This is a genomic window from Acinetobacter sp. CY79, assembly GCF_059515845.1.
Genome location: NZ_JCAKMY010000023.1, coordinates 1 through 24,432, shown reverse-complemented (window position 1 = coordinate 24,432; position 24,432 = coordinate 1). Strand labels below are relative to the sequence as shown.

The window sequence follows — 24,432 nt, the reverse complement described above, 5'->3', positions numbered from 1 at the left end:
TATCATTTAAAATGTTTTGCAAATAAGCCACTGAGTTGTGGAATGAAATGCGCAGGAATATCATGCCCCATTCCTTCAATTAATTCAAATTTCGCGCCTGAAATGGCTTTCGAAACTGCTCTACCATGGCTAGATGGTAGTAAACGATCTTTAGAGCCGTGTACCACTAGGGTTGGCTTATCAATTTGTTTATCGATCTGAAGTAAAGAGCCTGTACATAATATTGCTAAAAACTGTTGAAGTACACCCGCTGGATGATAACTGCGTTGATATAATTTTCTGGCTGTCTGCATAACCTCTATTTGATTGAGGTAACCCGGAGATCCGATGGTCTGCATCACCTTTAAACTATGGTAGATAATTCCATCCTCATCGTTCGATGCAGGTCTGCCAATTAAACTAAACAGTTGCTTAGGAAAGGGGGGTGCAAGAAAGGGCTGATTGTTACTGGTAAATAATAATCCGACTTTATCTACTTTTTCTGGATGTTTGGCAGCAAGAATCTGAGCAATCATGCCACCCATGGATGCGCCAATGATATGTGTTTTTGCTAAACCTAAGCGCTCAATTAATAAAGCGGCATCATCTGCCATGTCATAGAGATCATAAGCAGAACCATGATTTGACAACCCAAAAGCAAAGCGTCCCATCAGCTTAAACGTATTTAAACGAGGACCTTTATTACGGATTTTAGAGGAAAGACCAATATCGCGATTATCAAATCGAATGACTTGATAACCTTGGTCAATGAGCGATTTACAAAAGAAATCAGGCCAAAACAACATTTGAGCACCTAAACCCATAATCAACATCACACTGGGATGATCAGAATTGCCACCGATCTCAACATGAAGTTGAATCCCATTGCCTAAGTCGACTTTGGTTTCTTGCATAAAATGTGCATAAGGTGAAACAGTATATTGTAAGGCGCTATTCATTTTTATTTTTCCTCTAAGAGGATATTTTGATTACAAAATATCCTCAACATTAAAGCCTTAAATGGTCGCAGGAATCAAGTCGGGCACTAATTTAGTTAATGCTAGACGCTGTTTACCTGCTGTAGCACCCAATAGCACAAAACCACGCAAAGTATTTTCGGCATCTGTTGCTTTGGCGATCATGCCATCATCAAACTCTTCTGTTTCCCAAGTCACCTCTACGCCAGTAGGTGCAGGAAGCACTGTTAAAGGTGCAGCAGGTGTTTTTACGGCAACAGGCATGGCAGGGTAGTGAACGGTAGTGGTTTGTCCTGACAGTGTTTTTGCCAGCGCGCGCGCTTGTTGCATGAGTGGCATGACATAAGGCAATAGCATGCCATTCACTTCTGCGCAGTCACCAATGGCATAGATATCCGGTTGGTTGGTTTCCATCAGTGTATTGGTAATTACACCACGACTGGTGTTGATTCCTGCTTCTTGAGCCAATCCAATATTCGGTTGTAAACCAATGGCCGAAAGTACCACATCCGCAATTAAGTTTTGACCATTGGCAAGTGTTACGATATACGCATCATCTGCTTGTTTAGATACTTTCTCAACTGTAGTCCCCAATACAAATTGGATTCCTGTTTCTTCCATATTTTGTTGAAAGGCTTCAGCAACGTGGCTTGGCAATAAGCGTCCCAAAGGCTGTGGTGCTAAATCAATCACTGTTGCTTGATGACCTGTATTTTGTAAGTCGTTGGCAAATTCACAACCAATCAAGCCTGCGCCTAGGATCACCACACGTTTTTGAGATTTTTTTTCTAGATTTTCACGAAAGGCTTTGTAATCATTCAGCGAGTTCACAACCAAAATGTCATCACTACCATCGCCTGCAATCGCCAAGCGTATTGGATGTGCACCGACAGCTAAAATGAGTTTTGAATATTGTTGAAGCGTTTTTTGACCATTTACGTCTAAAGTTAATTCGTGTTTTTCAACGTCAATATGGCGTACTGAAGTATGCGCTTGGATGTGCATATTCAGTTGAGCAGACATTTTTGCAGCATCACCTAAACCAATTTGTTCAGGTGCTTTTTTACCCACCAAAGCATTTGAAAGAGTTGGTTTTGCATAGTTTACCGCATCATCTGCACAAACCATCACCAATGCATGTTCGGCGTTTAATTTGCGATATTCTCTTGCAAGTGTATAACCTGCCATGCCAGAACCAATGATTACGATAGGATGCATATTACTCTCCAAAATGTGAGGGAAGGTTTTTATAGTTGATTAAAAAAGACCATATAACATGGTCTTTTAGGGTAATGATTAGATTTCTACCATTTCAAAATCAGCTTTTGAAACGCCGCAATCAGGGCAAGTCCAATCATCGGGGATATCTTCCCATTTTGTTCCAGCTGTAATGCCATCTTGAGGCCAGCCTTCAGCTTCGTCATAAATCCATCCACAAACGATGCATTGATATTTTTTCATCTATTTCTCCAAAAACCGACAGATCCGATAAGTTGTCAGTAAAATATTCCAAACCGTACATTAACTCAATTAAACGACTACTTGTAATAGTGTACGCATTCACGCAAATTTTTACGCAGTTCTATGATGAATGTAAAGTAAATAACGGAGTTTAACCTACTAAACTTTCTGCAGAATGGCAGAGAAGAACAAAACGCGTGCTGTTTGGGCTAATTATGCAATTTTTGTGACTTGACTCATTTGGGTAAAATGAACATTTTCAAATGCTTGCTTGGCTTAATCTGACTGATTCTGAATACAAAAATCTTTTATTTTGTTTTATAAACACGCTATTTAGACTTAGGTCTAGCATAAATATTAGATAAATTACGGTATAATTCCATTCTCTAAAATATATATCTAATATTTATTTTATTGATGTGTCTAATAAAATCAATAACTTAGTATTTTTGTTTGATTTAAAAAAGATCAGCTCTCTGTTTTTTATATCTAAAATCCATTAAAATTCGCACATTCTTTATCTTCTCCTAAATCTCCTATGAACGACACGTCTACAGCTTTGTGGTCTCACATTCGTACTGTCCAAAATTTTCCAAAGCCCGGTATTTGTTTTTTTGATTTAACACCATTATTTATGAGCAATATTGGTCCATTAACAGATGCTTTAATTGAAAGTATCCCAGCTGAGCAATTGGCAGACGTAGACAGTTTTGTGGCTGTAGAAGCGCGTGGTTTTGTTTTAGCGAGTTTGTTGGCGCAGCGTACAGGTAAAGGCTTATTATTGGTTCGTAAAGCAGGCAAATTACCACCACCAGTGGTCGGTGTAGGCTACAGTTTAGAATATGGTATGGATCGTCTTGAAATGTCGGCGGATATTGCCCCACAGAAAGTGATTATTGTGGATGATGTCTTGGCGACAGGTGGCACACTAAAAGCTGTGAAACAATTGATGGATAAATGCCAGCATACGATTCTAGGTGCAAGCATTTTCCTTGATTTACCAGATTTACACGGTGATTTAGGTTTCAATATCTGGACTGTTTTAGACGATAAAACAATGCCAGAAGCTCAAGTTGCGTAATGCTACATAGATCAGCAGAGTTATTTGCTGACTGATCCTATATCTAAGCCTTGCTCAAGCAAGGCTTTTTTATGTCTGGATCAAAGTTGTTCAGCTTTTTTACATATTCAAATCAATGACAACAACTTAAACATAGTCTTTTAAGCGGTGAATCAGGTCGTTAATTCTTTCGGGATATTCTAAACGGTGATGACCCCCTTCAACAGTGTCTACTTCCATAAAGGACTCGAGCTGATCTGCTGTTTGGCGCATATCAAGTACTTCATCACCCAATTCAATATAGGCTAACTGGGGAATATCATGATCTAAATCTTGCTCATCAATCGCGGGATAATCTTCACGAAAACAGGGTGAGAGATTAGGATTGGCAATAATGGCAGGAAGTTGGAAAAGCTTAGACATTTTAAGTGCCCAATACCCACCTAAACTGTGTCCGATCAGAACCTCAGGTTGTATTTTTTGGATAATGTCCTGATAAAAAGTTTCAACAGTTTTGAAATTTAAATTGCGATAATCAACATTGATACAGAGCTTATGTTCTGCATCAATGACTTCGAACTTACTTGATTCTTTTGATGAATCAAGTCCGTGTAAAAATAAGATTTTTGAAACGCACTTATTCATTGTTATACATTCACATTATCGTTCTTTTAAATTAATGAGGAATTTAATCACCTCATCTGCTGTTTAAACCGTTTAGTATTATATGGTTAGGTTGAATCATTCGGCTATTAGCATTTGGTATTGGTTTCTGGTTATTTACATTTAACTTCAAAAGGTTGCATGATTTTCATCTCTGAAGGTATGCCATCGTAGTTAAAAGGATATAAGCGCCCCTCAAGTATCTCTTGATCAATGTAATGATTTAATTTTGTTAATCGACTTTGATTTAAGTTTTTTATTTTAATGATATTTCCATTATGGTCGGCCAATAAGGCTATATTTAATTGAAAAGAATTCGTCTTCTCATTATAGAGCGTAGGATGAACCCATGTAATAAGTTTGGGATAAAATTCGCACATGAGGGACATGTAACTTGAAGACTTTGTTAAAACTGGTGGTTTTAACCATTTTGGTCCCAAAGGAAAAATGACTGCAATAATGATAGGTTTCATTTTGATGATATTTTTTTGCTCAGACTTCATCACATATTCTGCTGCTATTTCAGATGCTCTTTTATTGAGTTGATCGAACTTCTCATTGGGGTTTAAAAGCAGCGTATTAATTTTCTGTAATTTAAGGTCGATATCAACTTTAACTTTCCATATATAATCAGATGTATCGAGATTGGATGTTTCAATCAGTTGCGGAACGCCTGTGTCAGGTTGGTTTTGTTCTTGAATATTTTGAGCTTCATGCATAACTCCGTAAGCACTCTGCATAAAGATGGACAAAATAACAATGAGGTTGATTTTTTTCATTTTAAAGACACGCTTATTAGTATTTTTGATCGTATAGAAACTTACTCATTATTCTCGAACTCTGCTATGCTATGCAACTTCCGATTTTTCAATTTATACACGAGGCAGAGATGACGCAACAAAACGCTCAATCGACTTCTGAACAAGCCATTTCCGAAAACGATTTAATTGCACAGCGTCATGCCAAGCTTAAACAAATACAAGAGAAGGCGAAGGAAACCAATACCAGCCCTTGGCCTAACACGTTTAAACGTGAACACTATGCACAAGACTTACAAGATCAGTTTGCTGAAATCTCAAAAGAAGATATTGAAGCTGGCGAAAAAGTGTATGTCAAAGTTGCAGGTCGTGTGATGTTGAACCGTGGTTCATTCATGGTGATTCAAGACATGACAGGTCGTATTCAGCTTTATGTTGCACGTAAAGAGCTTGCACCTGAAGTGTTAGAAACGATTAAAAGCTTAGACCTTGGTGATATTATCGCTGTTGGTGGTTATATCGGTCGTTCAGGTAAAGGCGATCTTTATGTGCATATCGAACAATTTGAACTTTTAACCAAGTCACTTCGTCCACTTCCAGATAAGTTCCATGGTTTAAATGACACCGAAGTTAAATATCGTAAGCGTTATCTAGATTTGATCGTCAATGAAGAAACGCGTAAGACCTTTGAAATCCGTGCCAAAGTCGTTGCTGGTATTCGTGCTTTCTTAAATGAAAAACGCTTCATGGAAGTTGAAACGCCAATGATGCATGTGATTCCGGGTGGTGCATCTGCACGTCCGTTCGAAACGCATCACAACGCTTTGGACATGCCATTATTCCTACGTATTGCGCCTGAGCTTTATTTAAAACGTTTGGTGGTGGGCGGTTTCGAACGTGTATTTGAGATTAACCGTAACTTCCGTAACGAAGGTGTATCTACGCGACATAACCCAGAATTCACCATGATCGAATTCTACCAAGCGTATGCTGACTACAAAGATTTAATGGAACTGACTGAGCAAATGCTAGAAAAGTTAGCCATTGATATCTTAGGTTCGACTGATGTGCCTTATGGTGATGAAGTATATAGCTTCAAAGGTCCATTTAAGAAAATCTCAATGTTTGACGCAATTTTAGAGCACAACCCACAATTTACACCAGAAAATGTAAATGACCGTGAGTTCCTTGCGAAATTTGTTCAAGAAGAGCTTAAAGAGCAAGTAAAACCAGGTTTTGGTTTAGGTAAGCTTCAAACCATTGTATTTGAAGAAACGGTTGAAACTAAACTTCGTCAGCCAACCTTCATTACTGAATACCCTGCGGAGACTTCTCCACTTGCACGTCGTAATGATGATAATCCACATATCACAGATCGTTTTGAATTCTTTATTGGCGGTCGTGAATTGGCAAATGGCTTCTCAGAATTAAATGACCCGATTGATCAAGCAGAACGTTTCCAAGCGCAAGTTGATGAAAAAGAAGCGGGCGATGATGAAGCGATGCACTATGATGCAGACTTTGTTGAAGCATTAGAATACGGTTTACCGCCAACAGCAGGTCAAGGTATTGGTATTGACCGTCTGGTGATGTTATTTGCCAATGCGCCTAGTATTCGTGATGTGATCTTGTTCCCGCATATGCGTCATAAGAACGCTTAATTATTTAAAACTCTTAGATTAGCATTTGAAAAGCCACCTTTATGGTGGCTTTTTCATGTGTGCACTTTTAAAGTTTAAGAAGATATTTTGATGGAATGAGGTGTTTAAACGATAAATATTTGAAATATGGGGGATTTTAATGGGATAAATTCAAACTAAAGTAGGTTACTTAATTCAAAATTTATTGAAAAACAGGAAATTAAGAAATGATAAACAAAATTAAAGATATGTCGTCTTGTCACACTTTAATGATTGAAAAATGTGACATATGAATTTAAGGTGCAATATATAGATAACCATTAGGTAATGAATAACATGCTTATTAAAAAATCACTGTATACGGCAATTTTTGCCAGTGTTTCGATGACAGGATTTGCACAAGGAATTGTGCTTAATCAAGCGGATCTAAAAACGGATCTCAATTGGTTAAATCAGCAAGGTGTTATTCAAATCAGTACGTCTACTTGGCCATTGAGTGGTGATGAAATTCAACGTGCCTTGAGTAATGCTCATGTGACGACATCGACACAACAAAAAGTCATTCAATCTGTGCGCCAGAGCTTAGAGGCTGAGAATGAATTCTTAAAAGTTGAAGTCTTTGCTGAGACTGATCCTAAGAGTATTCCGCAAGCCTTCGGCGATGATCAGAAAGCTCAATATGCCATTGGCGCAGAATTCAATGCTGGCGGACAAAACTGGGGTGCACGTTTAAAAGTTAAAGGAGAGAAAGACCCACAGATTGACAATGATCAAGATGTCAATGTGGAAAGTTCTTACTTAGCTGGAAAATTATGGAATCAGTGGGTTATCGCTGGACAAATTCCTACCTATTGGGGCCCTGGTCATGATGGCAGCTTGATCCGTGGTGATGCCAGCCGTCCTGTTTATGGTGTTACGGTACAGCGTGCAGAGCAAAATGCATTTGAAAGTAAATGGTTATCTTGGATTGGGCCATGGCAATATCAAGCCTTTGCAGGTCAGTTAGATGATTATCAAGCGATACCTGATGCGAAATTATTGGGTTTACGTTTAACAGCTCAACCTTTACCGTATTTGGAATTAGGGGCTTCCCGTGTATTGCAATGGGGGGGAGAAGGGCGTTCGGAAAACTGGGATACACTTTGGAATGCCATTAAAGGTAATGATAATTTTGATGATGGAGATTTAGATAAATCTAATCAAATTGCTGGATTAGATGCAAGATTAAACTTACAACAATTATTCAATGTACCTGTTGGTTTATATGGTCAATTTGTCGGTGAAGATGAAGCGGGATTATTACCTGCCAAAAAAATGTATTTAGCAGGTATCGATTATTCAGCAAGTTATAAAAATATGCCTTATCAAATATATGCAGAGTGGGCAGATACCACAACCAATGGCAATGTAGAAGGCGTTTCTTATAACCATTATATTTATACCGATGGGTATTACCAACATGGCTATCCACTGGCACATGCAATTGGTGGAGATGGGGAAATGATTTCATTCGGTGGAGATATTCGTTTTGATGCTATGAATCGATTATCTGGTCGTGCATTGTTTGCCAAAGTGAATCAATCTGATCGCATAACCAATTTTGCCTTTCCAGAAAATGATGAAATTAAAGCGCTAGACCTGACGTGGACACATTACATCAAGCCAAGTATTCCTTTGAAGATCAACGGTTGGATTGCTGATTCAGATCTTTATGGTAATGATGCGGGTCTATCCCTAGGTGTCGAATTACCCCTAGAGAAAGCGATGTTTGGTTTTTAAAATCACTTGAGTGAAAAAAAGTCCCATTCATGGGACTTTTTTTATGGCAGAAATATCCAAAATTTTACAGAATAATTTGAAAATGACTGAACATTACAATAGACAGGTCTGAATTCGAACTTTCATATCCAAGCTAGATTGCAAAATATAGTGCTTCATCCAATGATAAGACTGCCCCATTGGATTAATTTTAGTGGCGCTTTCCAAAAAATCTAATTCAGGCTGATTAAACAATTGTTGTTCAATGCATTGGGTAAATTGCTCTGAATTGACGTATAAATCTGTTTCGATCAAATAGAATTTTTTGGGATAGTTATAAAAGGCATAACATAGATTAAAGGCTTTTTGGTCACCTTTTAAATTGTTGATCGCGATTTCGTAGCGCTTGTCTTGATTGCTATGCGTGACACCAATCAAGTATTTCAGTTTTTGATTTTCCAGTTTAATTGCAAATTGAAGTCCAAGTTGGTCTGAAGTGTGTTCATGCTGCACAAAAATATTAAAAGCCGCGCCATCTTCAGTATAGGGTTCTTGCAAGACAAGAATATTGTCATTGTGCTGATAAATATTTCCAGCGAACTGGGCTTTTTCAAGAGACTGTTTGATCTGTTCTAGGCTAAGCATGGGAGAGAGCTTCTGTAGAGGTCGAATGATTGAATTTTATATGAGCTTAGATTGAGAATCTGTTGAACTATTGGACAGTTGAATTTTATATAGGTGCTTCTAAATCATAACAATTGCATTTTCATGTCATTTTTATTCGCGTTGTAGACCTTGGAAATGATTAAAATCCAGTGTGAGCGCGGAAAAGAAATAAATTATTGTTTTATATTTCAGTTAAGGTTTAACAGTTATATGAATAAGGTAGACTGGTTATAGCTAAGCCATGGTTTTATAATGTTAATTTTGTATTTATCCTGTTTTTATATGATGTTTACATATATCAATATAAAAAAACATGCTAAAGGAAAGTTGGCTAAATCACTATAATGAATATAAATTTTCAAAAGTGTCATAAGTACACGTTTTTCTAAGCTGGTGTTGTCCATGTCGTTAAATGAGGAAAGACTTACTCATCTAAAGCAGCTTGAAGCTGAGAGTATTCATATTATCCGCGAAGTCGCAGCCGAGTTTGAAAATCCGGTCATGCTGTATTCTATCGGTAAAGATTCAGCAGTGATGTTACATCTAGCGCTGAAAGCATTTTACCCTGCAAAACTTCCATTCCCACTGTTGCATGTCGACACAGGTTGGAAATTTAAAGACATGATTGCCTTCCGTGACAACATGGCGAAAAAGCATGGTTTTGATTTGATCGTGCATCAAAACAAAGAAGGGGTAGATGCGGGCATCAATCCATTCGATCATGGTAGTTCAAAATATACCGACATCATGAAGACTCAAGGCTTAAAACAAGCCCTTGATAAATACGGTTTTGATGCGGCTTTTGGTGGCGCTCGTCGTGATGAAGAAAAATCACGTGCAAAAGAACGTGTCTATTCATTCCGTGATGATAAGCACCGTTGGGATCCTAAAAACCAACGTCCTGAACTTTGGAATCTTTACAACGGTAAAGTGAACAAGGGTGAAAGTATTCGTGTATTCCCATTATCAAACTGGACTGAGCTTGATATTTGGCAATACATCTATTTGGAAAGCATTCCATTGGTACCTTTATACCTTGCTGCAGAACGTCCTGTAGTGGAGCGTAGTGGTACGTTAATTATGGTTGATGATGAACGTATGCCTTTATTCGAGGGCGAAGTTCCAGAAATGAAATCGGTACGTTTCCGTACTTTAGGTTGTTATCCATTAACAGGTGCAGTGGAATCAACTGCTGATACCTTGCCTGAAATCATCCAAGAGATGCTTTTGGCAACCAGCTCTGAACGTCAAGGTCGTATGATTGACCATGATGAAGCAGGCTCGATGGAGAAGAAAAAACAAGAAGGTTACTTCTAGAATCTCTCCCAACCTCTCTTTGGGAAAGAGAGGAGTCATCCCCCTTTTTCAAAGGGGGAGTGAGGGGGATTCCAATACACCGATTTCAACGTATTTGTGGAGCTATGAGCCATGTCTCATCAATCAGATTTGATTAGCCAAGATATCTTGGGCTATTTAAAACAACATGAAAATAAAGATTTATTGCGTTTCTTGACTTGCGGTAACGTAGATGATGGTAAATCGACGCTTATTGGTCGCCTGCTTTACGATTCAAAATTGATTTATGAAGATCAATTGCAAGCAGTTACTCGTGACTCTAAAAAAGTCGGTACAACGGGCGATGCGCCTGACTTGGCACTTCTTGTCGATGGTTTACAAGCTGAGCGTGAGCAAGGGATTACCATTGATGTTGCTTATCGTTATTTCTCAACTGAAAAACGTAAGTTCATCATTGCCGATACTCCGGGACATGAGCAATATACGCGTAACATGGCAACAGGTGCGTCAACTTGTGACCTTGCGATCATCCTCATTGATGCACGCTATGGTGTTCAAACCCAGACGCGCCGTCATACCTTTATTGCGAGCCTTTTGGGTATTAAGAACATTATTGTTGCGATCAACAAAATGGACTTGGTGGAATTCTCTGAAACACGTTTCAATGAAATCCAAGCTGAATATGCAGGCTTTGTTGCGCAATTGGGTGACCGTAAACCATCGAATATCATCTTTACGCCGATTTCTGCGTTAAACGGTGACAACGTGGTGAACAAATCTGAAAATACGCCATGGTACACGGGTCAAACCCTAATGGGTTCTTTAGAATCTGTTGAAATTAACCGTGATACAGCGCAACGTGATTTCCGTTTCCCTGTGCAATACGTCAACCGTCCGAACCTCGATTTCCGTGGCTTCTGCGGTACGATTGCGCTAGGTGACGTTAACGTTGGCGATACCATTACTGCTTTACCATCTGGTAAGTCGTCTACGGTTAAAGAGATCGTGACGTTCGATGGTCATTTGGAACGTGCAGTTGCAGGTCAAGCTGTAACGATTACTTTAAACGATGAAATTGATATTTCTCGTGGTAATGTGTTGATCCGTGCTGATCAAGGTCTACCTTCAATTTCACGTTCGGTTCAAGCGACTGTGGTGTGGATGGCAGATCAACCGCTGGTGATGGGTAAGCTATACAATGTCAAGATTGGTACGCAAACTGTTCCTGCTAAAGTAACTGCGATTAACTACCGTACCAACGTCAACACATTGGAAAAGGCAAAAGTTGACAGCCTTGAGCTGAATGCGATTGCCAATGTCACTGTTGAGTTCGATGCGCCAGTAGTCTTTGACCGTTATCAAGACAGTCGTTACACAGGTTCATTTATCTTCATTGATCGTTTAAATAACGTGACGATTGGTGCAGGTATGGTGGAAGAGTCTGTTGAATGGACGGCACATAGTAATCCTGTGACTGCTGAAGCGCGTGCTGCACGTTTAGGTCAAAAACCTGCTGCGGTGACTGTGTCTGAAGCTGCACTTGCAAATGCTCAAGCGATTGAAAACTTGTTACTTCAACAAGGCATCGTAGCGATTGCAAAAGCAGGTTTAGATGCTACTCAAGTGGCATTGCTTCGTGAGACAGGTGTGGTTGTGATTACGACTGTTGCTGAAGGGACTGATGTCAGCTATGCAGATGAGTTTGCTGAAGCATTGGCTGAAAAAATTGTGGAATTGGTTCGTCTTTAATTGATTGAAAGAACCCGCTTAATGCGGGTTCTTTGTTTAACAATAGTAAGGTAATACTTTCCTTCATTTAAGAAATATATAAAGTAGTATTTAAGATATGGAAATTAAGGTGGGATATGAAAAAAATACTTTATGCAAGTTTAATTATGCCTTTGACGACATTGGCTAATGCTGTACCTAATATATGGGATACTGGGTTTGAAAAAGGGTATGAGATATATCAGATTAATGATGTGAAAGGAAATAAGCTTCACATTGATTGTGCTAGCGGTACGGGTGAAACAGGTGATCATGGTGTCTATATTACTACTGCTAAACGCCTGTCTTATGAAACAGCTTATAAGAATTCTGTATCGAAAAGACCATTAACATTTTTGATAAATCAAGAGACAGTAGCAACTCCTCCAGCTACAACTAAAACATCAAATTCATCTACTGAATGGAATGATTTTACAAAGAAAATTTCTGGTGCTAAACAGATAGAGGCTTATTGGAATGAGACCAAAATTGCTACGTTTAGTCCACGTAACCCAAATGAAAGTGTAATACTAAAAGATTGCATGTCAAAGTTTGAAGAACTGTAGATATTGCTTATTTCAAAACGAATGCAGTGTGATGTACTGCACGTTTAGGTCAAAAACCTGCTGCGGTGACTGTGTCTGAAGCTGCACTTGCAAATGCTCAAGCGATTGAAAACTTGTTGCTTCAACAAGGTATCGTGGCAATTGCGAAAGTAAGTCTTGATGCTACTCAAGTGGCGTTGCTTCGTGAGACAGGTGTTGTTGTGATTACGACTGTTGCTGAAGGGACTGATGTCAGCTATGCAGATGAGTCTGCTGAAGCATTGGCTGAAAAGATTGTGGAATTGGTTCGTCTGTAATAGATTGAATCAATAAAAAAACCCGCTTATCGCGGGTTTTTTTATTGGGTGTGAATGTTCGGATTAAGACGCATCTTTATTCAGTCGTTTTTTAAATTTATTGACATAGCGTTTGAAAGGCCAAGTAAATTGCTTCACAAAACTATTAGGAATTTTATAGCCGACTGTTCCATACACACTGGCTAAATGCTTAGGCATGTATACTGTTTTAAAAATGACATCATACAACGGAATAAATGCCGCATAATTTTTATCAATAGCCGGTTTTTCAGAAGAATGGTGCCAATGATGAAACTCAGGTGTTGCAACCAGCCAACGTAGGTAAGGGAAGCGAAATCTGACATTCGAATGGATAAAAATGGCATGAAAGGAAATAAAGATTAAATAGGCGAAAACAGCAGATGTATGAAAACCGAGTAAGAAAATAGGTAAAGTGGCGATAAAGCGTGTCAGTACCACTTCAACGATATGTAATCGCGAAGATGCTAACCAATCCATATGTTCTGTGGAGTGATGGATGGCATGAAACCGCCATAAAAAATTTACTTCGTGCATGGCACGATGAAGCCAATAAGTTGTGAAGTCTACAACAATAATCAATTCTATAAACTGTAACCAAATCGGTTGAGATTGAACCACAGCGACAATCGGATTATTGGGAATATGTGTAATCCAATATTGGATAGGCATCACGGTTAAAAAAGAAAACAGTTGAATACCGATATGACTGAACATGAAATATTTCATATCAGTCAACCAACCCACACGCAGAATTTTCTGATCTTTATTCTTGGCGAAAAATCCTTCGAGCGGTATAAACACTAAGGCTAGAATAAGCAGTGTCAGTACAAAATAATCAATGCCTGCATAAAAAGGAAGATTCGGCAGTGTAGGCGCTTTAATCAGACCACAGCCTAAGATCGCGGCAATGATGGTAAAACATAAACCATAAAAGCCATATCTATTTTGTTTAATAATGGAGCTATAAGCTCCAAAGCCTGCACTGATTGCAATGGCAATCAATAAACTATAATAAAGTATATCGTGATGCTGATGATAAAATGGACGTAATTCAGGCGTGGTGAAGATGCTAGGAAACAAAAAACAGAGTGCAGCAAAAATTCCAAGTAGTCCTAAGGCGATTGAAATAAAAGCACTGATTTTACCTTGACCCTGATTTAATTCTAGATTTTCAAATTTTTCTCGAAGTTGATCTGTCATTATAATTTTTCTATAAATTTGTCATTGAGAATATTATTACATTTTATTTTATTGTGCGATTTAAATTATTTCAGCCCTTGTTTAAAAACTGACCACTATCTTAGTGATTTTTAAGCAGTCGAGATTGATTGTTATATCCCAAATGCAGTGATTGAAAAGAGTAGAGAATATCATCATCGCAAGATAGGCTGGTAAGCGTACGTATAACTCAAACTTTTTAAATTCGCTTAGACATTGAATCTCAAGATAGATTCGGGTTTACTGCTGAAGAATATAAAAAAGGTACAATAACGATATGGGATATCATTCAATTTTCAACGCTCATGCCTTTCAAAACCAAGTCATCATCATCACTGGAGGTGGTTCAGGTATTGGTCGTTGTACCGCCCATGAATTGGCATCATTAGGCGCACAAGTCATTATCACAGGTCGTACATTAGAAAAACTCGATCAAGTCGTGGTTGAAATCCTTGAGGATGGTGGAAAAGCGCACGGCATCGCTTGCGATAACCGTGATGAAAACCAAGTTAAAGCCATGATCAGCGAAGTCATTGAAAAGTTCGGAAGACTGGATGGTTTAGTGAATAATGCAGGTGGACAGTTCCCATCACACTTAGAAAACATCTCTGCCAATGGCTTCGATGCTGTCATTAAAAACAATCTACACGCCACCTTCTACCTTATGCGTGAAGCCTATAACCAATGGATGGCGAATCATGGTGGAAGCATCGTAAACATGACTGCCGATATGTGGGGCGGTATGCCCAACATGGGACATTCAGGTGCTGCGCGAGCAGGAGTCGACAACCTCACTAAAACTGCAGCCGTGGAATGGGGGAAATCAGGCGTTCGAGTCAATGCGGTTGCACCTGGGTGGATACTTTCCTCAGGGATGGACAGCTATACAGGCGAAATGGCTGAAAAAGTCATTCCCAGCATGGCGCAACACGTGCCACTGCAACGCATGGGCACAGAATCAGAAGTGTCTTCAGCCATCGTATATTTGCTTTCAGAAGCATCGAAATTCATTTCAGGTGTGACCATTCGCATCGATGGTGCTGCTTCATTGGGAACACGCATATTTCCATTATCCACGGCTCAAAACAATGAAGCCTATGACGGATTTCATCGATCATTTTTACCTGATGTGATTAAAAATTTAGACCATAGCAAGAACTAAAGCAGCTATTTTCCAAGCATTGGCTTTGAATAAAAGTTATTTTGAACTTTTGCTGAATGACGTTCAAAATGATGAATATTCACATTGAGACATTTCCAAAAATGATGGGGAACTTCAGACATAAGTCAGACAAGACTTCAAACCTGAGATGAACTATGTTCAAATAAACTCAATACATGAATAGTGAACCAATAAGGAAATCGAATGTCACAGACGATGCAACAGATCATTATTACAGAACCGGGCGGTGTCGATAAACTTGTTTATGAAACAGTGGAGATTCCAAGCCCTGCAAATAATGAAGTCCTTGTAAAAGTTCATGCCTTTGGTTTAAACCGTCCAGATATTTTGCAACGGCAAGGTTTATATCCAATGCCAAAAGGCGTAACGCCAGTGCCGGGCTTGGAAGTTTCAGGTGTAGTTGAAGCTGTAGGTGCAGATGTTAAAGCGTTTAAGGTCGGTGACAAAGTCTGTGGTCTGACCAATGGTGGTGGCTATGCAGAATATTGCGTGGTGCCTGAAAGCCAAACTTTATCCATTCCCGAAGGCGTGAGCTTTGTACAAGCGGCGGCGATTCCTGAAACCTTCTATACCGTTTGGGCGAATGTGTTTCAAATGGGACGAGCACAAGCAGGCGAGACGGTATTGATTCATGGCGGAACCAGTGGCATTGGTACAACAGCACTCATGTTATGTAATGCATTAGGCATGAAAACATTTGCAACTGTGGGTTCAGATGAAAAAGTTCAAGCCATTTCTGATTTGACCACAGCGATTAACTATAAGACTCAAGACTTTGAGCAAGTGATCAATGAGGCAACGGATAATGCGGGTGTCGATATCATTCTAGATATCGTTGGGGCACCCTATTTGGCTCAAAACCTGAATTTATTACGTCGTGATGGACGTTTGGTGTATATCGCATTCTTAGGCGGTGCAAAAGCCAAAGAAGTAAAGCTGGGTCAAATCATGATGAAGCGTTTGACCATTACAGGTTCCACCATGCGTGCGCGTAACACTGCTGAAAAAGCTGAAATTACTAAAGGGTTGCAAGAAGTGGTTGCACCACTTTGGGCGAAAGGTGAATGTTTACCGATGATCTATAAAACCTTTAAATTTGATCAAATCCAAGCAGCACATACGATCATGGATACAGGTGAGCATGTGGGCAAAGTGGTGGTCGAAGTGATCTAACATTATCAAATTAATTTAGATTTAAAAATTATCTAATTGGATGAAATAAAGGTGGGCTAAGGCTTACCTTTTTTTATTGAATTTTAAAGACCTAAAGGCTAAATAAACGCTGAAATTGCTCGGCGTTTAATAGAATACCTAGGATGAATTTTGCAACATGGAGGGGGTCGAGATCACAAAGCGGTCACGACCACTGGACTTCGCTTTGATCAAAGCGGTATTCGCCGCAGCAAAAATTGTTTCCCATTGATTGTTTTTAGCAGGAATACAACAATGCACCCCGATGCTAATGGTGATATTTAAAGTATGTCCATTTTCAAGAATGATATCGTGATGTCTAACCACTTCACATAAACGATTCGCCAAAACTTCTGCACCTTGAATCGTGGTGTTCGTCAAAAGTAAAGCAAAGCCTTTTCCACTATAACGTGCCGCGATATCAGTGACCCGACATTGTAGCTGTAAGGTTTGAGCGACCATTTGAATCACTTGATCACCGACTAAATGTCCATGCTCATTGTTAATTTTTTGAAAATAATCAATATCGATTAACATAATGGTCAAGGGTGCAGTAGTATCACTATCTTGATGGATCAATTGCTTTAAACCATTCAGTAGCGCAGCACGATTAGGTAATTGAGTTAGATAATCGAGTTTTTCTTTGCCTTGCTCAAGCGCATATTGACGGTCTCGTGCCATCATGAAGAAACCAAAACCACTTAAAAAGATTTTCATAAATAGCAATACACACAGTGACCACATCGTGACCATTGTTTTCGCAGTTAAGCGAATGTTCAGATCAGGCATTGAAAAGGTTTGGGTGGCAATCAATAACAGTAAAATAGCAAATTGGATGCAAACTGAAGTAAGTACCAAGATCCAACCTGAACCCGGGGTGCGTGAACGCATTTGAATCAAGACACGTAAACAGTAAATGATTTGTATGGCACAAACGATGGTATGAAATTCATTGAACTGGGCAATGCTATTGGGAATAAAAAGAAAAGCTAAACCAGTCGTTACTAAAATCGGAAGAGAAACCGTAACAAGGTCACGTATTGCTCGATGACTTTGACGAAAGCGCTGAATGGATAAAATAGAGACGGATATCGCTAAACAAATCAGTAGTTTTGAAACCACCAAAAAAACCAGATGTTGAGCAATACTTTGCAGTAAAAATGTAGCATAAGCACAGCCATATAAGGCAGTACTGAGCACAGCAAAGGACAATCCCTGTTGCCAATACTGTCGCCCCATGAGCCATAAAATCCAACATACCAAGAAGGAAGATAGGCTGATCATACTAAAGACTGTTGAAAAGTCTGGGCTGAACATCGGCATTCGTGCACCCTTTCGTAGTTTGTTTTCAGATAGCAGTGCTCTGAATGAAACAAAATATTGATATTTTTCTACTACGTTTATTTGTGAATACTTGGATCGAATATGCAATAGCTGTGATATGTATCACCAAAATGAAAGACTATGCGTTATTATAAGTGTATCTAAGTATCTGTATTTTATACTTTACTATGAGATTAAACTTTCTGAAAGAGAAATATTAAGCTTCGTTCTTTGTGTGATATTTAGCCACAATCACTGAAAGTGTATGCGCGTCCAATTCAGTATTCTAATTGCGTATTTGAAATGAAGCGTTTCAAACTTAAGTCACTCAAATAGGAGCTATCAAGTTTAGTATTGCCAATCAAGTTATACGTTTGCAATTGATGGCTTCAGTCCATTCAGTGCATTGGCAACGCTCACATTCGGTTTTGATCGAATCGAGCTGAGTCACATAGCCACAATAAACACAGGCATAGTACTTATGATTATCAACTTGCTTAGCCAGTTCACAGGCTTTGGGGAATAGGGGGAGGCCGTATTTCACCTGATCATCTGCATAGTACAAAATACTGAATTTACCATCCGACTCTAATAGCCCGACACGGACTTGTCCCAAATGTTCAACCGACTGCTGACGCATTTCCGCAAAGAATTCATCATGTGACATTTTGCCTTTTTGAATTTCCTCAATGACCAATTGACCATTTTCCACAATATAGGCAGATTTCCCTTCGAGTAGATCTTCGAAAGGTTGGTACTTCATCATTAACCATGTGGTGACTCGATATAAAATCACGATGGTCGACATAACCACCAGTGCTTGGATTAAAGGCAGATCATCTGTAAACATCGGATCGCCTGCAATCGATCCCAAACACAAAATAATTGCCACTTCAAAGATCGAAAGCTGACGAACGCCACGTTTACCCGTTAGTCTGAGCACCACAATGATCATGATGTACATTAAAAAACAGCGAATCAGCAATTCGCCGACAAAGCCCCATGTTGTATCGAGTATGAGAATGTCTTGAAGATCCATATCTGACACCTTTTTTATTAGAATGAGATTTAGTTTATCGGGATCTTGACGCTGAAGTATTGCGAGAAATGTATGTTTTTGTTGGCTTATTTTTTTTTGATAGCTTATGCGCTATAGAACAATCTGCTTAAAAAAGGCGAAATTTAAAGCTAAAAGTGAGAATAGGTTGAAATGTTGTTGAATCACTTCAATCTCCAATTGAATAAGCTCACTCAATAGAGAGGCAACCCATTGGCTTCGTATTAATCACTCACCATGCTCTTAAAAGTGTTCTGCGATGTGAGGGAATACGAAGTCCGCTATAATGTATTTCTGCCTTTGTTCTGATTGTATTAATGATGACTTTTGATCTAAAAACCACGGTTCAACCCAATGTTGAAGTGTCTCCGCAGCACAAAAAGTTAAATCGTTTAATTGAAAGCATAGAACAGCAAAAACTATTGTTGGCCACATGGCAAAATGCCAAATCTGAGATTCAACAGTATGCAGGGCAGAAGTTAATGCCTGCGTATCATCAGTTGAATCAAGTACTCTATCAACAATTAGAGCAGTTATGGAATAGCCTAAGCAAATATAATTTCTCTCCAGCAGATCTGGCACAGTTGGATCAGAACATACAAGACTTGGCTTTATCCCTACAATCGAATCAGACCCTGTCAGAACATCAATCCGATCTGATTGAGCAGATTATTCAGTTTTATAAGCAAACAGCTGAACATGCAGACTTAAAACGATCAAAACAGACTAAACAGAATCAGCATATTAATAAGACAAGAGTTTCTGATGATGATCAAGTGCAAAGGGCTGAAAATATGGAGATGACTGATTCAGAGCAGGCAATCGATCAAAGTGAATCATGGGACTGGGAATATGATTTTGATCAGCAACGTGATCAGTATAGCCAAGCCCGTGAACAAGCGAAGCTTAAACGAAAACAAGATAAACAGGCTCAAGCTGAGAAAATGTCTGAGCAATCGTTGAAATCCGTGTATTTAAAAATAGCCTCGATTATTCACCCGGATCGTGAACAGGATGAAACGAAGAAAGTAGAAAAGACAAAGCTATTACAGCGTGCCAATGAAGCCTATGAACAGCAGGATTTATTTTATCTATTGAAATTACAGTTAGAGGTTGAGCAACAGCGACTGAATAAAAAAGCCTTGAGTGATGAGCAGTTAAAGTTTTATCAAATGGCTTTAACGTTGCAAAGTTCTGAGCTTCAAACTCAAATCAATGCCTTGATTGATGATTTAGTATGGTCACCCAAGGCGAAAATTGCAGTGCAAAAGTCGAAAGGGCAACTGAATATTGCAGATTTGTATAAGCAGATTGATGCGGATGTGTCCGCCATTAAACAGCAGCTCAAAGTGGAAAAACAAAGACTGATGTATATGGGCAAAGAGAGTGGGTTGGAGATGTTATTGGAGCATGGGGCTTTGTGAGCTACAAAATGGTTGTACTTTTTAAGCCAATAGTTCATATGCATTCATCATGTTAAAATATTGGATGAAATCATATCGGTATTGAAGTAGGCTCATGAGTACTTTAGATTTAAGCGTGTACCAAGAAAAAGAAAATTTATCTCCACAACAGAAGAAGTTTAATCGCTTGATTCAAAAAATTGAGAAATTACAAACAGTGTTGATAGAGTGGCAACAAGCACAACAAAAAGTACAGCAGGATGCAAATGCGGAACTCTTGCCCTTATATGGTAAATGGCATCAAGTTTTGTTTAGTCAATTAGAGATCCTTTGGCAATATAAAAATGCCCATAAATTTGCTAAAACCCATTTACAGCGTTTGGATGAAAAAATTTCAATTTTAGCGAGTCTGCTCCTCAATACTCCCAATCTATCTGAACAACAACATGATTTAACGGTCATTGTTGCTCAACATTATAAGCTTATAGAAGACGGCTCTCCTTTTGAGACAGTTACATCTAATGTAAATGATGATTCGAATCAAGCGCATGATACTGATGAGATGATGCAGACACAAGTCATGAAGGAAATTCTAGCAGATCAATTAGGGGTGACGGTCGATTGGCTTGACTTTGATTTAGATCTCGACAATCTTGAAGAGTTTATGCAAAAAGTGAAACAAAAACTTGATCGAGAAGAAGGGGATTTTATTCAAAATCAACTCAATGAAGATGAGCGTGAAGAGTATCAAAAGTTTGCTGAAAAAGAAAAAAAGAAAGCCTTAAAGAAGCAAGTACAGCTTGAAGAAGCAAAAAAAATGGCAGGGCAGTCATTAAAAACCATCTATTTAAAAATTGCCTCAGTGATTCATCCTGATCGTGAGCAAGATGAGCAAAAGCGGATTGAAAAAACAGAATTATTACAACAAGCCAATAGAGCGTTAGAGGAAAAAGATCTACTTCGTTTATTAAAGCTACGTGCTTATACAGAGCAAGACGATCAAAAACAGGCAGTTAAAGTTGCAAATGAGCATTTAAAATCTTATAACTTATTGCTAGAAGAGCAAATTGAACAATTGCAATTTGAGATAGATGATATTGTTTATTCATTTGATTGGGAAAGTTCTGGTTTTTATAAGCAAACCTTTAAACCGATTGATTTGACTAAAAAATATCAACGTGATCTGGCTGATATTCAGAATAAATTAGAAATTGATGAAAGGCTTTTAACTCAGTACCAAGATATTACGCTGTTAAAAATGCTCTTAAAAAGTAGAATGTTTAGTTGGTCAATTGTTTAATTTTAAAGTTTAATTTTTAGTATGAGCATCATAGATTTTATGGTGCTTTTTTAAAATCACAATAAAAATAAAGTCATCATGATTAGAATTCGCAAATCCATGCGCCACACCGCCACCGATGTTGAAAGTCTCATGTGGCAAATTCTTCGTGCCAAGCGATTTATGGATTTAAAATTTAGACGTCAGCATCTGATTGCACCTTACATTATAGATTTTTATTGTCATGAAATTGGTTTGGTGATTGAGTTAGATGGCAGTCAGCATGGAACGGATGGTGGAAAAAGAGATCATGCTGAACGGACTAAGTTTTTAGAGGCGTTGGGTTTAACGGTTGTGCGATATTGGAATCATGATGTACTGAGTCGAACGGATGTGGTGTTGGAAGATTTGTGGAATATGTGTTTTGAATTGAAGAATAACATTCCCTTGCGTACTCAGAATATATTCTGAGGATGCTCATCTGCTAAAAGGAGAGGGAATTTGCATTGAGTATCAAGTTATAGTGGAATTCATAAAGGTTGCTCCCTCTCTTATAGGATGAGAAACATTGCTTCGCACTTGTGAGGGTTTTAAATAGTAAAAGTTAAAAGCAAAGGTTAATCTATACGGGGGAAGAGAGTGGACTTGATATGTTTCTGTTTAATAAGTGTATAAAAAATAATAGATAAATTTTAAAACTGAGTATAAAATAAACGACTATTTTTTGAGTTTTTATTTTTATAGGGGGGGCAATGTCTGAGCCAAATAGACAGGCGATAGATACAATTAGAGGGTATTTATATCAATTTGATAATACAATTCTTCAGCTTCTAAGTCATAAAGATGGCAATTGTAGTTTTACTGTGGAAGGTATTGAGGATATTGATATACGCAATGAAAATGATGAGATTACAGCAATTCAATGCAAATATTATCAAGAGAGTGAATTTCAACCTTCAATTATTAAAGATGCAATTGCTTGGATGGCTAAAGACTTTTATAAAAGGTTAAAAGAGAAAAATAATTTTATTAAATATAAGCTATATGGACATTATAAAAGCGGTCAACAGAGATTACCTGCTTCTATTGATGTTAATTATCTTAAAAGCAATTTTTTAACTACAGTGACAAGAGCTACCAAAGAAAAACCTAGTGAGAGAATTGAAGTACATACAAATTTGGGACTATCAGATAAAAATTTAGAAGATTTTGTATCACTTCTAGACATTAATATTAATGCTCCAAATCTTGATGACCAATACCAAGAGATTCTTAGCGCAATAGTAAATTTAGGATTGTGCTCTTCTAGTGATGTCGAGTTTTTTTATAGTAAAAGCTTATATATTGTTCGAAATTTAGCAAAATCAAAAATAGAGTCTGAACGAATAATTACAAAAGCAGATTTTATATCGAGGTTAAAGGATTCAAAAGAAGTACTTTTTGATTATTGGTTTGCATATCAGAAAGACATGAAACAATATTGTAAGATGGTTAAAAACAAATATTTCTCTGATTCAATTTCACCTAAGAATAGATTTTTTTTAATCGACAAAGCTAATTTAGATGACTCAGAACTACTTGATTTAATTAAATCTCTAAGTTGTAAGTGGTCAAGTGGTGAGCGAACTACTAGAGAACCTGAAAAATTTTGTCCATTTATTTATATACATAATATTGATGAGTCATCTCTGATTGGAATTAAAGGGCAGCTAATCAGTGATGGATATCTATTCGAAGATGGATATTATTATCAAGGAGCTACATTTGAAATTGATTTATTTTTGAGAAATATTTTAGAAAGACAAAATCAATATAGAACGAGATTAAAAATAATCAGTCATTTTAGTGAATTGAAACGGCTTTGTTGCACAAAGGTTTGAAAGGCAGAGCTACCCTAATTGAGTTAAATTTAAGAGACAACTTGGGTATGAGGGCGACCTAATTCTGTGAATTTATTCAAGACCGCTATGCGTGCATGAATCTCATTCACCTGACTAGGGAAACTTCTTGATGTTAATTTATCGCCTAATAATTTGATGCAATGCATCTTGGTTTCCACCAAACTTCGACAATGATAACCAGACCACTTTTTCCAAAGCGATCTTCCTAGCCGTTTGACTGTTTTCAATAACTCATTGCGTTCTATAGACCTCGCTTGTTGATCTTTCCAAGGTTTTGCATTCTTTCTCGGTGGAATGACCGCATATGCATCTCGATCTAAAATGAGTTGTCGGCAGTGCTTTGTGTCATAAGCACCATCTGTATAAACAGAATCAATTTGTTCATCCAAGGGAATTTGAGCAAGTAAATCTTCAAATACTTGAGAATCACTGACATCATTTGTGGTGAGTTGTACTGCACGTATTTGCAGGGTTTTAGCATCTATAGCAATGTGAAGCTTACGCCATTGGCGACGATATTCAGACCCATGTTTCTTGCATTTCCATTCACCTTCACCAAGAAACTTCAAGCCAGTAGAATCTACAAGTAGATGCAGCCCATTACTACTTTTTTGATAGCTAATCGCAATATCAATATGCTTCTGTCTACGACAAAGGGTGGAATAATCCGGAGCTGTCCAATCTAATCCACAAAGCTTAATCAGGCTTTGAACAAAACCTGTAACCATGCGTAAAGAGAGTCGAAATAGAGATTTGATCATTAAGCAGCATTGAATCGCTGTATCGGAATAGGTTTGATTTCGACCTTGCTTGCCTTGTGATTGTGCATACCACTGAGTCTTTGGATCAAACCAAATGGAAATATTGCCTCGATTAATTAAGGCTCGATTATAGGATGACCAATTGGTTGTATGGTAGATTTTAGCTGCAGGTTTATTCATTTTGAAATTATATTGCTGAATAAGCCTT

Annotated in this window: 22 protein-coding genes and 1 pseudogene; 13 read left to right on the top strand and 10 right to left on the bottom strand. The window is 38.2% G+C overall.

Annotated features, from left to right (window positions below):
• Positions 1-2 precede the first annotated feature (2 nt).
• The 3 genes from AC5YCE_RS10795 to rubA all read right to left on the bottom strand — a co-directional run bounded on the left by AC5YCE_RS10795 (position 3) and on the right by rubA (position 2,417).
• Positions 3-938 carry an alpha/beta fold hydrolase gene (locus tag AC5YCE_RS10795; RefSeq protein WP_496172035.1) on the bottom strand — a complete coding sequence of 312 codons (936 nt, stop codon included), beginning with the start codon at positions 936-938 and terminating at the stop codon, positions 3-5.
• Positions 939-995: 57 nt separating this feature from the next.
• Positions 996-2,174 carry an NAD(P)/FAD-dependent oxidoreductase gene (locus AC5YCE_RS10790; RefSeq protein WP_496126355.1) on the bottom strand — a complete coding sequence of 393 codons (1,179 nt, stop codon included), beginning with the start codon at positions 2,172-2,174 and terminating at the stop codon, positions 996-998.
• Between the two features lie 78 nt (positions 2,175-2,252).
• Positions 2,253-2,417: a rubredoxin RubA gene (rubA, locus tag AC5YCE_RS10785; RefSeq protein WP_087511919.1), complete on the bottom strand. Its 165-nt coding sequence runs from the start codon at positions 2,415-2,417 to the stop codon at positions 2,253-2,255.
• Positions 2,418-2,955: 538 nt separating this feature from the next.
• On the opposite strand from rubA, the gene AC5YCE_RS10780 reads away from it, so the two are divergent.
• Positions 2,956-3,498: an adenine phosphoribosyltransferase gene (locus tag AC5YCE_RS10780; RefSeq protein WP_496172034.1), complete on the top strand. Its 543-nt coding sequence runs from the start codon at positions 2,956-2,958 to the stop codon at positions 3,496-3,498.
• A gap of 126 nt (positions 3,499-3,624) precedes the next feature.
• On the opposite strand, the gene AC5YCE_RS10775 is transcribed toward AC5YCE_RS10780, so the two are convergent.
• Together AC5YCE_RS10775 and AC5YCE_RS10770 are read right to left on the bottom strand one after the other, a co-directional pair.
• Positions 3,625-4,122 carry a YqiA/YcfP family alpha/beta fold hydrolase gene (locus AC5YCE_RS10775; protein WP_496172033.1) on the bottom strand — a complete coding sequence of 166 codons (498 nt, stop codon included), beginning with the start codon at positions 4,120-4,122 and terminating at the stop codon, positions 3,625-3,627.
• A gap of 131 nt (positions 4,123-4,253) precedes the next feature.
• Positions 4,254-4,919 (bottom strand): hypothetical protein, encoded by a 666-nt coding sequence (locus tag AC5YCE_RS10770; RefSeq protein ID WP_496172032.1) that lies wholly within the window; start codon positions 4,917-4,919, stop codon positions 4,254-4,256.
• Between the two features lie 110 nt (positions 4,920-5,029).
• Between AC5YCE_RS10770 and lysS the strand changes: the two genes are divergently transcribed.
• Both lysS and AC5YCE_RS10760 read left to right on the top strand, forming a co-directional pair.
• The gene (gene lysS, locus AC5YCE_RS10765; RefSeq protein WP_496126359.1) at positions 5,030-6,559 is read left to right on the top strand and encodes a lysine--tRNA ligase; all 1,530 of its coding nucleotides are present in this window, start codon (positions 5,030-5,032) and stop codon (positions 6,557-6,559) included.
• A 315-nt stretch (positions 6,560-6,874) separates the two neighbouring features.
• A complete protein-coding gene (locus AC5YCE_RS10760) occupies positions 6,875-8,317 on the top strand; it encodes a capsule assembly Wzi family protein (protein ID WP_496172031.1) in 1,443 nt (480 codons plus the stop codon).
• A gap of 93 nt (positions 8,318-8,410) precedes the next feature.
• Here AC5YCE_RS10760 and AC5YCE_RS10755 read toward each other — a convergent pair whose 3' ends face one another.
• On the bottom strand, positions 8,411-8,941 hold the full coding sequence (locus tag AC5YCE_RS10755; RefSeq protein WP_496126361.1) for a hypothetical protein: 531 nt from the start codon (positions 8,939-8,941) through the stop codon (positions 8,411-8,413).
• A gap of 423 nt (positions 8,942-9,364) precedes the next feature.
• Between AC5YCE_RS10755 and cysD the strand changes: the two genes are divergently transcribed.
• The 4 genes and pseudogenes from cysD to cysN (AC5YCE_RS10735) all read left to right on the top strand — a co-directional run.
• Positions 9,365-10,279 (top strand): sulfate adenylyltransferase subunit CysD, encoded by a 915-nt coding sequence (cysD, locus tag AC5YCE_RS10750; protein ID WP_496126362.1) that lies wholly within the window; start codon positions 9,365-9,367, stop codon positions 10,277-10,279.
• A 111-nt stretch (positions 10,280-10,390) separates the two neighbouring features.
• Positions 10,391-12,007: a sulfate adenylyltransferase subunit CysN gene (gene cysN / locus AC5YCE_RS10745; RefSeq protein WP_496172030.1), complete on the top strand. Its 1,617-nt coding sequence runs from the start codon at positions 10,391-10,393 to the stop codon at positions 12,005-12,007.
• A 116-nt stretch (positions 12,008-12,123) separates the two neighbouring features.
• The gene (locus tag AC5YCE_RS10740) at positions 12,124-12,591 is read left to right on the top strand and encodes a YfjT/YkfB family phage-associated protein (protein ID WP_496126364.1); all 468 of its coding nucleotides are present in this window, start codon (positions 12,124-12,126) and stop codon (positions 12,589-12,591) included.
• A 38-nt stretch (positions 12,592-12,629) separates the two neighbouring features.
• Positions 12,630-12,887 (top strand): annotated as a pseudogene (cysN, locus tag AC5YCE_RS10735) (sulfate adenylyltransferase subunit CysN); the annotation flags it as partial.
• 63 nt (positions 12,888-12,950) lie between these two features.
• Here the strand turns inward: cysN (AC5YCE_RS10735) and AC5YCE_RS10730 are convergent.
• Entirely contained in the window at positions 12,951-14,108 is a 1,158-nt protein-coding gene (locus AC5YCE_RS10730; protein ID WP_496126365.1) for a sterol desaturase family protein, read from the bottom strand.
• A 295-nt stretch (positions 14,109-14,403) separates the two neighbouring features.
• Between AC5YCE_RS10730 and AC5YCE_RS10725 the strand changes: the two genes are divergently transcribed.
• Together AC5YCE_RS10725 and AC5YCE_RS10720 are read left to right on the top strand one after the other, a co-directional pair.
• The gene (locus AC5YCE_RS10725) at positions 14,404-15,288 is read left to right on the top strand and encodes an SDR family oxidoreductase (protein WP_496172029.1); all 885 of its coding nucleotides are present in this window, start codon (positions 14,404-14,406) and stop codon (positions 15,286-15,288) included.
• A 204-nt stretch (positions 15,289-15,492) separates the two neighbouring features.
• Positions 15,493-16,482 (top strand): NAD(P)H-quinone oxidoreductase, encoded by a 990-nt coding sequence (locus AC5YCE_RS10720; RefSeq protein WP_496172028.1) that lies wholly within the window; start codon positions 15,493-15,495, stop codon positions 16,480-16,482.
• Between the two features lie 138 nt (positions 16,483-16,620).
• Here AC5YCE_RS10720 and AC5YCE_RS10715 read toward each other — a convergent pair whose 3' ends face one another.
• Positions 16,621-17,823, bottom strand: a complete 1,203-nt coding sequence (locus AC5YCE_RS10715) for a GGDEF domain-containing protein (protein WP_496172027.1) — start codon at positions 17,821-17,823, stop codon at positions 16,621-16,623.
• A gap of 361 nt (positions 17,824-18,184) precedes the next feature.
• On the bottom strand, positions 18,185-18,862 hold the full coding sequence (locus AC5YCE_RS10710; protein ID WP_496126369.1) for a DUF421 domain-containing protein: 678 nt from the start codon (positions 18,860-18,862) through the stop codon (positions 18,185-18,187).
• 338 nt (positions 18,863-19,200) lie between these two features.
• Between AC5YCE_RS10710 and AC5YCE_RS10705 the strand changes: the two genes are divergently transcribed.
• The 4 genes from AC5YCE_RS10705 (at position 19,201) to AC5YCE_RS10690 (ending at position 23,442) form a co-directional block, all read left to right on the top strand.
• Positions 19,201-20,304, top strand: a complete 1,104-nt coding sequence (locus AC5YCE_RS10705; RefSeq protein WP_496172055.1) for a molecular chaperone DnaJ — start codon at positions 19,201-19,203, stop codon at positions 20,302-20,304.
• Positions 20,305-20,398: 94 nt separating this feature from the next.
• Positions 20,399-21,583, top strand: coding sequence for a molecular chaperone DnaJ (locus AC5YCE_RS10700; protein ID WP_496172026.1), 1,185 nt, complete (start codon positions 20,399-20,401; stop codon positions 21,581-21,583).
• A 99-nt stretch (positions 21,584-21,682) separates the two neighbouring features.
• Positions 21,683-22,033: an endonuclease domain-containing protein gene (locus tag AC5YCE_RS10695; RefSeq protein ID WP_496172025.1), complete on the top strand. Its 351-nt coding sequence runs from the start codon at positions 21,683-21,685 to the stop codon at positions 22,031-22,033.
• A 281-nt stretch (positions 22,034-22,314) separates the two neighbouring features.
• Positions 22,315-23,442, top strand: coding sequence for a DUF4297 family anti-phage-associated protein (locus AC5YCE_RS10690; protein ID WP_496172024.1), 1,128 nt, complete (start codon positions 22,315-22,317; stop codon positions 23,440-23,442).
• Between the two features lie 29 nt (positions 23,443-23,471).
• Here the strand turns inward: AC5YCE_RS10690 and AC5YCE_RS10685 are convergent, their stop codons facing one another.
• Positions 23,472-24,404 carry an IS5 family transposase gene (locus AC5YCE_RS10685; RefSeq protein WP_496171020.1) on the bottom strand — a complete coding sequence of 311 codons (933 nt, stop codon included), beginning with the start codon at positions 24,402-24,404 and terminating at the stop codon, positions 23,472-23,474.
• Between the last annotated feature and the right edge of the window lie 28 nt (positions 24,405-24,432).

Bases quoted from the DNA above. Each gene is read 5' to 3' on its own strand.
- AC5YCE_RS10795 (WP_496172035.1), bottom strand. From the start codon at position 938: ATGAATAGCGCCTTACAATATACTGTTTCACCTTATGCACATTTTATG.
- AC5YCE_RS10790 (WP_496126355.1), bottom strand. From the start codon at position 2,174: ATGCATCCTATCGTAATCATTGGTTCTGGCATGGCAGGTTATACACTT.
- rubA (WP_087511919.1), bottom strand. From the start codon at position 2,417: ATGAAAAAATATCAATGCATCGTTTGTGGATGGATTTATGACGAAGCT.
- AC5YCE_RS10780 (WP_496172034.1), top strand. From the start codon at position 2,956: ATGAACGACACGTCTACAGCTTTGTGGTCTCACATTCGTACTGTCCAA.
- AC5YCE_RS10775 (WP_496172033.1), bottom strand. From the start codon at position 4,122: ATGAATAAGTGCGTTTCAAAAATCTTATTTTTACACGGACTTGATTCA.
- AC5YCE_RS10770 (WP_496172032.1), bottom strand. From the start codon at position 4,919: ATGAAAAAAATCAACCTCATTGTTATTTTGTCCATCTTTATGCAGAGT.
- lysS (WP_496126359.1), top strand. From the start codon at position 5,030: ATGACGCAACAAAACGCTCAATCGACTTCTGAACAAGCCATTTCCGAA.
- AC5YCE_RS10760 (WP_496172031.1), top strand. From the start codon at position 6,875: ATGCTTATTAAAAAATCACTGTATACGGCAATTTTTGCCAGTGTTTCG.
- AC5YCE_RS10755 (WP_496126361.1), bottom strand. From the start codon at position 8,941: ATGCTTAGCCTAGAACAGATCAAACAGTCTCTTGAAAAAGCCCAGTTC.
- cysD (WP_496126362.1), top strand. From the start codon at position 9,365: ATGTCGTTAAATGAGGAAAGACTTACTCATCTAAAGCAGCTTGAAGCT.
- cysN (WP_496172030.1), top strand. From the start codon at position 10,391: ATGTCTCATCAATCAGATTTGATTAGCCAAGATATCTTGGGCTATTTA.
- AC5YCE_RS10740 (WP_496126364.1), top strand. From the start codon at position 12,124: ATGAAAAAAATACTTTATGCAAGTTTAATTATGCCTTTGACGACATTG.
- AC5YCE_RS10730 (WP_496126365.1), bottom strand. From the start codon at position 14,108: ATGACAGATCAACTTCGAGAAAAATTTGAAAATCTAGAATTAAATCAG.
- AC5YCE_RS10725 (WP_496172029.1), top strand. From the start codon at position 14,404: ATGGGATATCATTCAATTTTCAACGCTCATGCCTTTCAAAACCAAGTC.
- AC5YCE_RS10720 (WP_496172028.1), top strand. From the start codon at position 15,493: ATGTCACAGACGATGCAACAGATCATTATTACAGAACCGGGCGGTGTC.
- AC5YCE_RS10715 (WP_496172027.1), bottom strand. From the start codon at position 17,823: ATGCCGATGTTCAGCCCAGACTTTTCAACAGTCTTTAGTATGATCAGC.
- AC5YCE_RS10710 (WP_496126369.1), bottom strand. From the start codon at position 18,862: ATGGATCTTCAAGACATTCTCATACTCGATACAACATGGGGCTTTGTC.
- AC5YCE_RS10705 (WP_496172055.1), top strand. From the start codon at position 19,201: ATGACTTTTGATCTAAAAACCACGGTTCAACCCAATGTTGAAGTGTCT.
- AC5YCE_RS10700 (WP_496172026.1), top strand. From the start codon at position 20,399: ATGAGTACTTTAGATTTAAGCGTGTACCAAGAAAAAGAAAATTTATCT.
- AC5YCE_RS10695 (WP_496172025.1), top strand. From the start codon at position 21,683: ATGCGCCACACCGCCACCGATGTTGAAAGTCTCATGTGGCAAATTCTT.
- AC5YCE_RS10690 (WP_496172024.1), top strand. From the start codon at position 22,315: ATGTCTGAGCCAAATAGACAGGCGATAGATACAATTAGAGGGTATTTA.
- AC5YCE_RS10685 (WP_496171020.1), bottom strand. From the start codon at position 24,404: ATGAATAAACCTGCAGCTAAAATCTACCATACAACCAATTGGTCATCC.